12 protein-coding genes are annotated in these 12,021 nt (G+C 43.0%); 10 read left to right on the plus strand and 2 right to left on the minus strand.

The window, feature by feature from the left end; genetic code table 11:
• The first annotated feature begins 16 nt into the window (after window positions 1–16).
• A complete protein-coding gene (gene uraA / locus HED67_RS15445; RefSeq protein ID WP_215633512.1) occupies window positions 17–1,276 on the plus strand; it encodes a uracil permease in 1,260 nt (419 codons plus the stop codon).
• Window positions 1,277–1,516: 240 nt separating this feature from the next.
• On the opposite strand, the gene upp is transcribed toward uraA, so the two are convergent.
• Complete coding sequence (upp, locus tag HED67_RS15450) at window positions 1,517–2,155, minus strand: uracil phosphoribosyltransferase (RefSeq protein WP_178438077.1); 639 nt, start codon at window positions 2,153–2,155, stop codon at window positions 1,517–1,519.
• Between the two features lie 177 nt (window positions 2,156–2,332).
• Window positions 2,333–4,714, minus strand: coding sequence for an endonuclease MutS2 (locus HED67_RS15455; RefSeq protein ID WP_221718836.1), 2,382 nt, complete (start codon window positions 4,712–4,714; stop codon window positions 2,333–2,335).
• 242 nt (window positions 4,715–4,956) lie between these two features.
• Between HED67_RS15455 and HED67_RS15460 the strand changes: the two genes are divergently transcribed.
• The 9 genes from HED67_RS15460 to HED67_RS15500 all read left to right on the plus strand — a co-directional run bounded on the left by HED67_RS15460 (window position 4,957) and on the right by HED67_RS15500 (window position 11,848).
• Window positions 4,957–5,898, plus strand: coding sequence for a 3'-5' exoribonuclease YhaM family protein (locus tag HED67_RS15460; RefSeq protein WP_221718837.1), 942 nt, complete (start codon window positions 4,957–4,959; stop codon window positions 5,896–5,898).
• Between the two features lie 18 nt (window positions 5,899–5,916).
• Window positions 5,917–7,293 carry a 23S rRNA (uracil(1939)-C(5))-methyltransferase RlmD gene (gene rlmD / locus HED67_RS15465; protein ID WP_221718838.1) on the plus strand — a complete coding sequence of 459 codons (1,377 nt, stop codon included), beginning with the start codon at window positions 5,917–5,919 and terminating at the stop codon, window positions 7,291–7,293.
• Window positions 7,294–7,578: 285 nt separating this feature from the next.
• Entirely contained in the window at window positions 7,579–8,046 is a 468-nt protein-coding gene (locus HED67_RS15470) for a DUF6075 family protein (RefSeq protein WP_221718839.1), read from the plus strand.
• The gene (locus tag HED67_RS15475) at window positions 8,033–8,197 is read left to right on the plus strand and encodes a hypothetical protein (RefSeq protein WP_004612805.1); all 165 of its coding nucleotides are present in this window, start codon (window positions 8,033–8,035) and stop codon (window positions 8,195–8,197) included. Before HED67_RS15470 ends, HED67_RS15475 begins: the two co-directional genes overlap by 14 nt.
• A 15-nt stretch (window positions 8,198–8,212) precedes the next feature.
• A complete protein-coding gene (locus tag HED67_RS15480) occupies window positions 8,213–8,989 on the plus strand; it encodes a ParA family protein (protein ID WP_055214041.1) in 777 nt (258 codons plus the stop codon).
• A complete protein-coding gene (locus HED67_RS15485; protein ID WP_221718840.1) occupies window positions 8,982–9,887 on the plus strand; it encodes a ParB/RepB/Spo0J family partition protein in 906 nt (301 codons plus the stop codon). The genes HED67_RS15480 and HED67_RS15485 overlap by 8 nt, the downstream gene beginning before the upstream one ends.
• A complete protein-coding gene (locus tag HED67_RS15490; protein WP_221718841.1) occupies window positions 9,868–11,037 on the plus strand; it encodes a DUF6017 domain-containing protein in 1,170 nt (389 codons plus the stop codon). Before HED67_RS15485 ends, HED67_RS15490 begins: the two co-directional genes overlap by 20 nt.
• A 6-nt stretch (window positions 11,038–11,043) precedes the next feature.
• Window positions 11,044–11,382 carry a DUF6050 family protein gene (locus tag HED67_RS15495; RefSeq protein ID WP_096241083.1) on the plus strand — a complete coding sequence of 113 codons (339 nt, stop codon included), beginning with the start codon at window positions 11,044–11,046 and terminating at the stop codon, window positions 11,380–11,382.
• Window positions 11,383–11,491: 109 nt separating this feature from the next.
• Window positions 11,492–11,848 carry a helix-turn-helix domain-containing protein gene (locus HED67_RS15500; protein WP_096241082.1) on the plus strand — a complete coding sequence of 119 codons (357 nt, stop codon included), beginning with the start codon at window positions 11,492–11,494 and terminating at the stop codon, window positions 11,846–11,848.
• The last annotated feature ends 173 nt before the right edge of the window (window positions 11,849–12,021 follow it).

Raw genomic sequence — 12,021 nt, forward strand, 5'->3', positions numbered from 1 at the left:
GAAGAGGAGAACCTTTATGGAAAACAAAAGAATTATACAGGTTGATGAGAAAGTCCCTGTAAAGCTGCTGATTCCGCTCAGTATTCAGCACATGTTCGCCATGTTCGGAGCATCTGTGCTTGTTCCGTTCGTGTTTGGTATTAATCCGGCGATCGTTTTATTTATGAATGGTCTCGGTACGCTGCTGTTTATTTTAATCACAAAGGGACGTGCACCGGCTTATCTGGGCTCCAGTTTTGCATTTCTGGCACCGGCAGGTATCGTTATCAGCAAATGGGGCTATGATTATGCCCTAGGGTGTTTTGTGGCCGTCGGCTTCTGCGGCTGTGTTCTGGCATTGATTATTTACAAGTTCGGTTCTGAGTGGATCAATGTGGTCCTGCCTCCGGCAGCAATGGGTCCTGTTGTAGCCCTTATTGGTCTCGAACTGGCAGGCACAGCAGCATCTAATGCAGGTCTGAAGGATGAAGTCCTTCTTCCGGCTAATATCATCGTTTTTCTTGTAACACTTTTGACAGCCGTTATCGGTTCTGTCGTATTCCGTGGATTTTTGTCCGTTATTCCGATTCTGATCGCTATTATTGCCGGTTACGTGGCTTCTCTGGCATGTGGTATTGTTGATTTTTCAGAAGTGGCAGCGGCACCGTTGTTTGCCCTTCCGAACTTCCAGACACCGAAGTTTAATATGCAGGCTATTGCCATTGTACTTCCTGTTCTGTTAGTTATCACCTCCGAGCATATCGGACATCAGATCGTTACAAGCAAGATTGTGGGAAGAGACTTGCTGAAGGATCCTGGTCTGCACCGTTCTTTATTTGCAGATAACTTTTCAACGATGATCTCCGGTTTCATCGGTTCTGTTCCGACAACAACTTATGGTGAGAACATCGGTGTTATGGCCATGACAAAAGTTTACAGCGTTTACGTTATCGGCGGTGCAGCGGTATTATCCATCATCTGTTCCTTTATCGGCAAGATGACAACACTTATCAGTACCATACCTGGTCCTGTTATCGGCGGTATCTCATTCCTGCTTTACGGTATGATCGGTGCGTCCGGTATCCGTATCCTTGTAGATGCACAGGTAGATTACGGCAAATCCCGTAATCAGGCTATGACAGCCGTTGTATTCGTTACAGGTCTCTCAGGTATTTCCGTACAGCTCGGAAGCATTCAGCTGACAGGTATGGTACTGGCCTGTGTCGTTGGTATGATCATGGGTCTGGCATTCTACATTCTGGACAAACTGAAACTGACAAACGACAGAGACGAATAAAATGCGCGAATAAAACGTGCGAAACACAAGTTGGTTCTTAGAAGAACATAAAGAAATAGCAGTTCAGAACCGGCAGCGAGAGCGGCCTGTTCTGAACTGCTATTTTTTATGTTCTATCCTAGAAAATGAGCGTTTCGTCATCATATTTATCCCAACATTCGAGATCGACAGCGAGAGGCAAATCAAATTCTCCGTCCAAATTGTTCAAAGACTATGATATTGAAACCAAGAAACTATAAACTATTTCGTACCAAAAATTCTATCGCCCGCATCGCCAAGTCCAGGGCAGATATAAGCATGTTCGTTCAGGCAGCGATCCAGATGACCGATGTAGATCTGAACGTCCGGATGTGCCTCGTGAAGAGCTTTGACACCTTCAGGAGCAGCGATAATACACATGAATTTGATGTTTCTGCCGCCATGTTTCTTGATCATGGTGATGGCATCAATAGCAGAACCGCCTGTTGCCAGCATTGGGTCGCAGACAACGATGGTACGTTCTTCGATCGGGCTAGGCAGTTTGCAGTAGTATTCATGAGGCTCGAAGGTTTCTTCGTCACGGTAGAGACCGATATGGCCGATTTTTGCAGATGGAACGAGAGCAAGGATACCTTCAACCATACCGAGGCCTGCGCGCAGAATCGGAACGATAGCCAGCTTACGGCCTGCGATCATTGGTGTCTTGCATTTTTCAATCGGTGTTTCGATTTCAACTTCTTCCAGAGGCAGGTCATTGAGGGCTTCAAAACCTTCCAGCATAGCAATCTCTTCTACCAGATGACGAAATTCGTTTGTTCCGGTTTCTTTCTTCCTGAGGATAGAAATTTTGTGCTGGATCAGTGGATGGTTAAAATAAGTAACGTTTTCGAATTTTTCCATAATGCTCTCCTTTAATCAACATTTCTCTTATAGTTTTATGTTATTCATTTGCCATTCCTTCAGGCAAAATTATTCCAATGCTAGTGTACGTGAAAATGTACATTTTTTCAATGATAAATCATGACAATTTTTATTTTTTACACCTGTTTGGAGTCGGCATGCACAATGGGCTGCCAATTACTTAAATTCGACGATGGTAACGCCGGTCTCACCCTCGCCAAATGTTCCAAGACGATAACTCTTGACATATTTGCTCTTGCGCAGTTTTTCGTGGACAGCTTTTCGCAGGGCGCCTGTGCCACGGCCGTGGATGATGGTGACATTCGGGATGTGGGCCAGATAAGCATCATCGAGATATTTGTCCAGATCAATCATGGCTTCATCAACGGTTTCACCGATCAGATTGATGGAAGTGTTGACATGGGCAGCTTTATTCATCTTGATCTTGCCGGAGCCGGTCTTATTGATCATCGGTGTGTTGATGACTTCTTCGTCAATTGGCTCCAGATCACTGAAGTGAATACGGGATTTGAGAATGCCCATCTGGATCGACAGTTCACCTTTGCTGTTTGGCTGGGAGACAACGGTGCCTTTTAAGTCAAGGCTGCGAACATGGACGGAATCCCCCTGCTTGAAATCAGAAGCTGCATAGACCTTGGCCTTTTTGGCAGCAGGCGCAGCTTTCTTGCGGTTGTTGGATTGATTCAGCTTGTCACGGACACGGCTTCGCTCCTGTTCAAGGGCCTTCATATCCACACCGCCGGATTTCGACAGTTTATTCATGGTACGGATGGTATGATCGGCATAATCCTTGGCATCCTGAAGAATATTCTGGGCTTTTTCATTGGCTTCGTTGAGAATTCGTTCTTTCTGTTTGGCAATATTGTCATGCTTTTCTTCCAGACGTTTTTTCAGGGATTCCACCTGAGCCTTGTAAGCGGATAATTCTTCCTGCTCTTTCTCAATAGTGGCACGGCTTGTCTCAAGGTCAGCGATCAATTCTTCAAAATTCTGTTCCTGAACATCAATATTCTTCTTGGCTTCCTCAATAATATGAGCCGGAAGGCCGAGTTTGCCGGAGATGGCAAAGGCGTTGCTCTTGCCGGGAATGCCGATGAGCAGACGGTATGTCGGACTGAGGGTTGCCACGTCAAATTCGCAGCAGGCATTGCAGACCTGATCCGTTGTCAGGGCAAACACTTTCAGTTCACTGTAATGGGTGGTAGCCATGGTGGTGACATGTCGGTTCAGTAATGTTTTCAAAATGGCAATGGCCAGAGCCGCACCCTCTGTCGGGTCTGTACCGGCACAAAGCTCATCGAAGAGAACCAGTGTCTTGGCATCAGCTGCATTCAGTATTTTGACAATATTCGTCATATGAGATGAGAAAGTACTAAGGCTCTGTTCAATGCTCTGCTCATCACCGATATCAGCAAAAACGTCGTCAAAAATCGCCAGTTCTGAATGGTCAAAGGCAGGAATATGAAGACCGGCCTGACCCATCAGTGTGAAAAGACCGACTGTTTTCAGAGAAACGGTCTTACCGCCGGTATTTGGTCCGGTAACAATAAGCATCCGGTAATCCTTGCCGAGGATCAGGTCGATGGGAACAACCTTCTTCTTGTCCAGAAGGGGATGGCGGCCTTTCTTGATGTGAATATAACCATTCTCATTAAAAACAGGTTCGCTGCCATTGTAGGTACGGGACAGGGAAGCTTTGGCAAAAATAAAGTCCAGACGTGTCAGAACTGCAATGTCCTGTTCCAGCATAACAGCGGATTCACCTGCCAGTTCACTTAAAGTATCCAGAATATGTTCAATCTCTTCCTTTTCCTTGCTGCCGAGTTCACGCAGATCGTTGTTCAGCTTGACGACAGCCATGGGTTCAATGAACAGTGTGGAGCCAGTGGAGGACTGATCGTGGATCATACCCTGCACCTGTGAACGGTATTCAGCCTTGACAGGCAGACAATAACGGCCGTTTCGCATAGTGACCAGGTTGTCCTGCAGTTTGGAACCGATATTCTGGGAAGAAACCATAGAAGCCAGCTGTGAGTGGATGCGTTCGTTGGTCAGCTTGATCTGGCGACGAATGGATTTCAATGTCGGACTGGCATCATCGGCCATGGTTTCTTCATCGATAATGCATCGACGGATTTCGTGGTTCAGATTCGACAGTGGTTCAATCTGGGCAAAAAGGCTATCCAGTGAATCCTGATCTTCATCATCGGCTTCACGGCGTCCGTAGGATTTCGCACGCAGTGCCACATCCAGGGTGGCAGCGATATTCAACAGTTCAGTCATACCGACGGTACTGCCAACCTTCAGTCGAAGCAGAGAGCCGCGGATATCACGGATGCCGGAGAAGGAGAGACTGCCCTTTTTCATGACACGGGTCAGGGCATCACTGGTCTCCATCTGTCCCTGAAGAATCTCAGAAATATCAGAGGAAGGCATCAGATTGCGGCACAGATCCTTGCCCATAGGGGAGCTGGCATAGCCGGTAAGCATATCTATAATTTTAGGGTATTCAAGAATACGCAATGCTTTTTCGTTCATAAGTAAAAACCTCCAAAATAATAGTAAAGCATAAAGGCCTTGTTGTCAAACTTTTCGTCTTCTCGGGAGGGTAAAAGTCTGCTATACTATAATATTGAAGCTGCTGATCGCAGTGAATGCGGAGAAAGCTTATGCAGCAGCATAATAAAAGGAATATTAATGAAATGTAATTGTGAGAAAGAGGAACAGTTACGGTAAGAGTAGAAAGGCAGAAACCCGCCGAGAGCGGGCAGAGTGAGAGAATGAGATATATTCATGAATTGAAATCAGGAGACATGGTATCAGATATTTATCTGTGTAAGTCTAAGCAAACATTAAAGACAAAAGCCGGTAAGAGCTATTATTCCATGATGCTTCAGGACAAGACCGGTACAGTGGATGCCAAAGTCTGGGAGCTGACACCGGGTATTGAATATTTTGAGCCGATGGATTTTATTAAGGTGGAAGGTCAGGTGACATCTTTCCAGGGAGCACTGCAGTTGAACCTTCGCCGGATCCGCCGTGCCAAAGAGGGTGAATATATTCCGGCAGATTATATGCCATGCAGCCGTTATAATATAGAAGATATGTACAAAGAGCTGATGGGATATGTAGACAGCGTCAAAGAACCGCATCTGCATGAATTGCTGGAATTATTTTTTGTAAAGAATACAGCATTTATCAAATCTTTTAAAGAACATTCTGCAGCAAAGAGCATTCATCACGGTTTTGTAGGAGGACTTCTGGAGCATACTCTCAGCGTGACAAAACTTTGTGATTTTTATACAACACGCTATGTACATCTGAACCATGATCTGCTGATCACAGCAGCTATCTGTCATGATATCGGCAAGACAAAGGAATTATCTTTATTCCCGTCCAATGATTATACAGATGAGGGACAGCTCATCGGCCATATTGTGACAGGTGTGGAGATGATCCATGACGCCATCCGTGAGATTCCGGGATTCCCTGTTGTATTGGCCAATGAGTTGAAGCATTGTATCGTGGCTCATCACGGTGAGCTGGAATACGGTTCACCGAAGAAACCGGCACTGATGGAGGCTATGGCGTTGAACCTGGCAGACAACACAGACGCACGTATGGAGACAATGACAGAGATTTTCGACCGTTCAGAAGATAATCTGGAATGGCTTGGTTTTAACCGCATTTTCGAATCCAATATCAGAAGAACATCCAAATAATACGGAATGGAGTCAGGGATGGAGAAAAAGACAATCAAGAAGAATGATATTTATACGATTGAGATTGAAGATCTGAGTACAGACGGTTCCGGCATCGGCAAGATTGATGGTTATACACTTTTTGTGAAAGATGCGTTGATCGGTGACACGGCAGAAGTCAAAGTCATCAAGACGAAGAAGAATTACGGTTACGGCCGTCTGATGCGCATTATTACACCTTCACCGGATCGGGTGGAGGCACCATGTCCTCACGCCCGCAGCTGCGGCGGCTGTCAGATCCAGCATTTGTCCTATGAACGTCAGCTGGCTTTCAAGGAGAACAAGGTCAGGAACCTGCTGAGCCGTGTGGGACATGTAGAAGATTATGTGATGCATCCGATCATCGGAATGGAAAAACCTTATTATTACCGCAATAAGGCACAGTTCCCGGTGGGACTTGGCAAAGACGGACAAATCGTTACAGGATTTTATGCCGGGCACAGCCATGTCATCGTAGATTCTGCCCATTGCTGTATTCAGGCACCGGTTAATGAACAGCTTCTTGCCATTGTGAAACAGTGGATGACAGAGCATGATATTGCGCCTTATGATGAGACAAGTCATAAAGGTCTGGTTCGACATATTCTAACAAGAGTCGGTTTTAAGACGAAGGAAATTATGGTCTGTCTCATTATCAACGGCACAAAACTGCCGCACAGTGAGAACCTGGTGGAAGCCTTGAGAAAAATCCCGGGTATGACAAGTATTTCTTATAATATCAATCAGGAAAAGACCAATGTGATCCTGGGAAGCAAAGTGGTGACACTCTGGGGACAGGATTATATTACGGACTATATCGGTGATGTCCGTTATCAGATTTCACCGTTATCTTTCTATCAGGTGAATCCGGTGCAGACAGAGAAACTCTACGGAGCGGCCCTTCAGTTTGCCAATCCGGGACCAAATGATGTCATTTGGGACTTATATTGCGGTATCGGTACCATTTCACTCTTTATGGCCAAGAAAGCCAAACAGGTCTATGGGGTTGAAATTGTTCCCCAAGCTATTGATGATGCCAAGCGCAATGCTACAATCAATGATATACACAATGCTGAATTTTATGTGGGAAAGGCAGAAGAAGTACTGCCGCAGGCTTATGAACGTGACCATATTCATGCGGATATCATTGTGGTGGACCCGCCGAGAAAGGGCTGTGACGAGAGCCTGCTGGTATGTATCACACAGATGCAGCCAAAGCGGGTGGTCTATGTCAGCTGCGATCCGGCCACACTGGCCAGAGATCTGAGATATCTGGAAGAAAGGGATTATAAGGTCAAAGAGGTTCAGTGTGTTGATATGTTCGGGCACTCGGTTCATGTGGAGACTGTGGTGGGACTACAAAGGAAAGATATCTAGAAATCCTTGAATTTACGCACTTTGTAGAGTTTTTCAGTTTCAACAAAATCGGTGAAAATCACAAGGAAAAGTTGCTTGTGCAGAGAGTCACCGTTGTGGTTGCCTTAGACCTCGGTACGGGGAACACAAAAAATCCTGAATATGAAAGTGAATAGTGGACTATCAGATATTTGATAGATTATAGGGATACTTGTTAAAAGCGGGTGTCCCTATTTTTTATGGGGCATTCCAGAAATGGAGTGTCTTTTTATACCTAAATATTAAAAATTCAGGAGGAAAATGAAAATGACAAACACAGCGTTAAGAGCAGAGAATAGCAATTCTCGCACAATTACTTTCAAGAGCAGGGAACACGAAAAATTTTATGAGGAATATCTGAAAAAATGCAGATATCAGGATGTCTACCATCGGGCTTTGGTTTATTGCCTGGGTATCGACAGAGACACAAGAAATAATGTGAATAAAATCTATAATTTTAAAACTGGATGTGTAAAAACGGAATGCCTGCTGGAAGGATGGCAGACTAGTGGAAGTTTACGGATTGTCCGTATGGCATTTAACCTTTACTGTAATGGAACACCAAGTGTCGGAGATTATGAGGCAGAGGAAGATCAGTTAAAAGAGTGTCAGTATTATACCGTAGAAGATCTGTTTTGCTGCGGATATGCCCGGTATTTTTGGGAAGCCATTAAAATCCGTTATCCAGAGTATTGCTTTTACAAAGACTGGGAGGATATATATGCTGAAAATTAGATTACAGGGTACTTTAAAGGACATTCAATGGTTTCGCCGTATTTTGGAAAAGCATAAGGAATTGGATGTCCTGGAAGTATCTGATGCTTACGCAAATAAAGGAACAAGTAAATATTTTCGTGTTTATGTAGAAGTAGAAGAAAAACAGTAAATCGGAGGAAAGTATATGTGTAAAGTAATTGCTATTGCAAATCAGAAGGGCGGAGTAGCCAAAACAACGACAACCATCAATCTGGGAGCCGGACTGACAAAGAATGGGAAAAAAGTAGTGCTGGTAGATGCAGATCCACAGGGACATCTGACAATGGGACTGGGATTTCCCAAAAATCTCAAAGTGACTTTAAAGAGTATGATGGAAAATATCATCATGGGACTGGAGTTTGACCCAAAGGAAGCAGTCTTGCACCATGAAGAAGGGATGGATCTGATTCCGTCCAATAAATTGCTTGCCGGAATGGACATGTCCTTATTTACTGTTGAAGATAGGGAAAAAGTACTGAAAGAGTATCTGGAACTGTTGAAAGATGAATATGATTATATTTTGATTGACTGTATGCCATCATTGGGAATGCTGACAATCAATGCGTTGAGTGCAGCGGACAGCGTTCTGATTCCGGTACAGCCACAATATTATGCGGCAGATGGACTTATGGAATTACTGAAAGTGGTAAAAGGAATCCATCAGAGGTTTAATCCGGAATTGCAGATAGAAGGTATTTTGTTCACAATGGATAATTGCCGTTACAATAATGCAAAGAGAAACAAACAGGCAATTAAAACTACATACGGAAATGACATTAAGATTTTTGAGCAGACGATTCCGAGAACGGAAAGCCTTGCAGAAACAGCATCGGAGGGTGTAAGTATCTTTTCTTATGATGGAAAAAGCAAAGGTGCAGACAGTTATCGAGAACTGGTTCAGGAGGTGTTGAAACATGCGTAGACCGAAAAAAGAGATTCAGCTTACCTCTTATGATGAGTTACTGGGATTGGAAGAATCACCGGAAAAGAGTATGAACCAGGTTGTGGAAATAGATCTGGAAAAGCTCTATCCCTTTAAAAATCATCCGTTTCATGTAAACGATGATGAAAAAATGGCTGAAACCGTAGAGAGTATTAAAACTTACGGTGTTTTGACTCCTGCACTGGTAAGACCTCGATCAGAGGGTGGATACGAGATGATTTCCGGCCATAGAAGAAAAAGAGGCTGTGAACTATGTGGAAAGACGACCATGCCAGCTCTTGTCCGAAATTATACGGATGATGAAGCAGTCATTATTATGGTTGATTCCAATATTCAGCGTGAAAATCTACTGCCAAGTGAAAAAGCCCATGCCTATAAGATGAAATATGATGCAATGAAGCACCAAGGAAGTAAAGGTGAAAAATATACGGCAGATATGGTTGGTGAAACAGCCGGGGACAGTGGAAGAACCGTGCAGAGATATATCCGTCTGGCTTCATTATCAGATGGATTATTGGAATATGTGGACGATAATAAAATCCCTATGATAGTGGGAGAAAAATTGTCTTATCTGAAACCACAGGAACAGGAATGGCTTCTGGAAGGAATTGTCAACAGTAATATCTTTCCGTCAAAACAACAGGCAGAACAATTAAAGGAATGCAGTGCAAATGGAAAATTAAATCAGGGTTATATCTATGCCGTTTTATTGAAAAAAGAAAACAGTAAAATCAATGTGACGATTCCGGCAAAAAAAATCGGCAATTATTTTCCAGAGACATATTCTAAAGAACAGATAGAAGAAGTTATTTTTATGCTTTTGGATAAATGGAAACAAAACAGAGAAGGAGTAGCAGATGCAGAAGATACAGTTTGATTATTTTACGGGAATGGAAGCGGAACAATACAGCTTTTACCGTGTCCCGAAAGTGCTGTTTACAGAACCATGCTTTAAAGCTCTTTCTTGTGAAGCAAAGGTATTATACGGTCTGATGCTGGACCGTATGAGCCTGAGCATTAAGAACCGATGGCTGGATTCAGAGGACAAGGTATATATTATTTTCACGGTGGAAGAAATCGCAGAGCTGATGAACTGTGGAACCCAAAAGGCAGTGAAGCTGGTAAAAGAGCTGGACAGTAATAATGGGATTGGACTGATTGAGAAAAAACGTCTGGGACTGGGAATGCCTAATGTTATTTATGTGAAAAATTTTATGATCAGAGAAGTGCCAGATCAGAAGTCGACGGATAGCTGTGCAGATTTGCAACCAGAGCATAAAAAATGTGCAGATCTGCAATCTGAGCAGAGAAACCATGAAGAATGTGCAAATTTGCAATCGGAAGCTGAAAAAGGGGAAAAACCAGGCACTTTTCTGAATGGTGAAAATCATCATTCAGGAGTAGTGAAATCCACAATTCAGGATTGTGTGGAATCACAATTACAGAATGGTGAAAATCACAATTCAGGAATGATGAAAACCACAAATCAAGAATTTCCAGAATCACAATTCCAAAATGGTGAAAATCATCATTCAAGAATAGTGGAAATCACAAAACCAGAATATCCGAAATCACAATCTAATAATACTGATATTAACAAGACTGATATTAGTGAAACTGAGATAAATCAATCCTATCCAATCATATCATCAGGTAATCTGAAAAAGAAAAGAGATGTGATGGAGGAGATGCGGGCATATCGTGAAGTGATTCATGAAAACATAGATTATCAATATCATGCCAAAGAAGATGTGGATGAACTGGTAGAACTGATGATTGAAGTTATGATGATGCCGGAGAATAGTATGATTCGAATCGCAGGGACAGAAAAGCCAGTTGCTTTGGTGAAAAACAGGTTTATGAAGCTGAATTATTCACATATCGAATATGTGCTGTTTTGTCTGAATCGAAATACGACCAAGGTTGGAAACATTAAAGCATATCTTTTGACTGCCCTGTATAATGCCCCGGCAACGATAAACAGCTATTATCAGGCAGAGGTTAATCACGATATGTATGGAGGATAAAGGAACATGAGAAATATGATAAAAAAAGTTATTGTTCCAGCACTGGTGATTGTTGTATTGTTTGCAGTGTTGAGACCGCTTTGTATCCAGGATGGGAAGTGCAATTATTTATTGCTGTTGCTACTGATGGGGATACCATTCGGAATTGGAAAAATGTGTGTCTGGATGGTTCCAAGAGGGTTTGACCTTGGAGGAACACTGGCAGTATGGACAATGAATTTTCTGATCGGAGGATTGATAGGAAGTGTCGTTCTTCTGGCAATGGTTGGACAGGCAATCATTTATCTTAGTGTTTTCCTGCTCACAGTTATTACAGGAATACATAAAATACCGAGAATAAAATGAAATAGATCTTTTGAAAAGCAGCTAAGACAAAATTAGCTGCTTTTTTTCTGGAAACTTTGCGACACAATGTCGTAAAGCTGGGATAAATTGCAGGAAAGGAGACACCGTATTGAGCAATCGTGCAATTTCCACAGAACTTATTGAATTGGGAGAACGGATCAGAAAACGCAGGCAGGAAATGAAGTTGTCACAGGAATCTTTTGCGGAAAAAGCAGGTATCAGTGTCAATACGGTCAGCAGGATAGAAGGAGGGCAAACGGCAATGTCTGTTGAGATTTTCAGGAAGATGATTGAGATCCTGGAAACAGATGCCAATATCCTGATGGGAAAAGAGGGGGACGATGCAGAAAAAAGAAAGCAGTTTGAGGAAGTATTTTATCGTATTCAGAAGATGGAATGGAAAGAGCAGAAAATTATCATGCAGACAATAGATTCACTGATAGAAAGTTTTAATGAGTACAGGTGAAATTTCACCATATATGGGGTGTAAAACAAAAAAACTCCCCATATATGCTAAGGATAATAGTTTTTTGTGCTGTTAAAATAGCAAACAGAGAGAAAGAGACAGAAACAAGGAAGGGAGATAGGATTGATGACCAGACAAGAAAATTTAATCTATCGGAAGCAGTGTCCCTATGA

The organism is Pseudocoprococcus catus, from assembly GCF_019734885.1.
GTDB classification, from domain to species: domain Bacteria; phylum Bacillota; class Clostridia; order Lachnospirales; family Lachnospiraceae; genus Coprococcus_A; species Coprococcus_A catus.

Excerpts from the sequence above, each read along its gene's own strand:
- rlmD (WP_221718838.1), top strand. The coding sequence starts at position 5,917 with ATGGAGAAAAAGACAATCAAGAAGAATGATATTTATACGATTGAGATT.
- HED67_RS15455 (WP_221718836.1), bottom strand. The coding sequence starts at position 4,714 with ATGAACGAAAAAGCATTGCGTATTCTTGAATACCCTAAAATTATAGAT.
- HED67_RS15460 (WP_221718837.1), top strand. The coding sequence starts at position 4,957 with ATGAGATATATTCATGAATTGAAATCAGGAGACATGGTATCAGATATT.
- HED67_RS15490 (WP_221718841.1), top strand. The coding sequence starts at position 9,868 with ATGCAGAAGATACAGTTTGATTATTTTACGGGAATGGAAGCGGAACAA.
- HED67_RS15480 (WP_055214041.1), top strand. The coding sequence starts at position 8,213 with ATGTGTAAAGTAATTGCTATTGCAAATCAGAAGGGCGGAGTAGCCAAA.
- HED67_RS15470 (WP_221718839.1), top strand. The coding sequence starts at position 7,579 with ATGACAAACACAGCGTTAAGAGCAGAGAATAGCAATTCTCGCACAATT.
- HED67_RS15495 (WP_096241083.1), top strand. The coding sequence starts at position 11,044 with ATGAGAAATATGATAAAAAAAGTTATTGTTCCAGCACTGGTGATTGTT.
- HED67_RS15485 (WP_221718840.1), top strand. The coding sequence starts at position 8,982 with ATGCGTAGACCGAAAAAAGAGATTCAGCTTACCTCTTATGATGAGTTA.
- upp (WP_178438077.1), bottom strand. The coding sequence starts at position 2,155 with ATGGAAAAATTCGAAAACGTTACTTATTTTAACCATCCACTGATCCAG.
- HED67_RS15475 (WP_004612805.1), top strand. The coding sequence starts at position 8,033 with ATGCTGAAAATTAGATTACAGGGTACTTTAAAGGACATTCAATGGTTT.
- uraA (WP_215633512.1), top strand. The coding sequence starts at position 17 with ATGGAAAACAAAAGAATTATACAGGTTGATGAGAAAGTCCCTGTAAAG.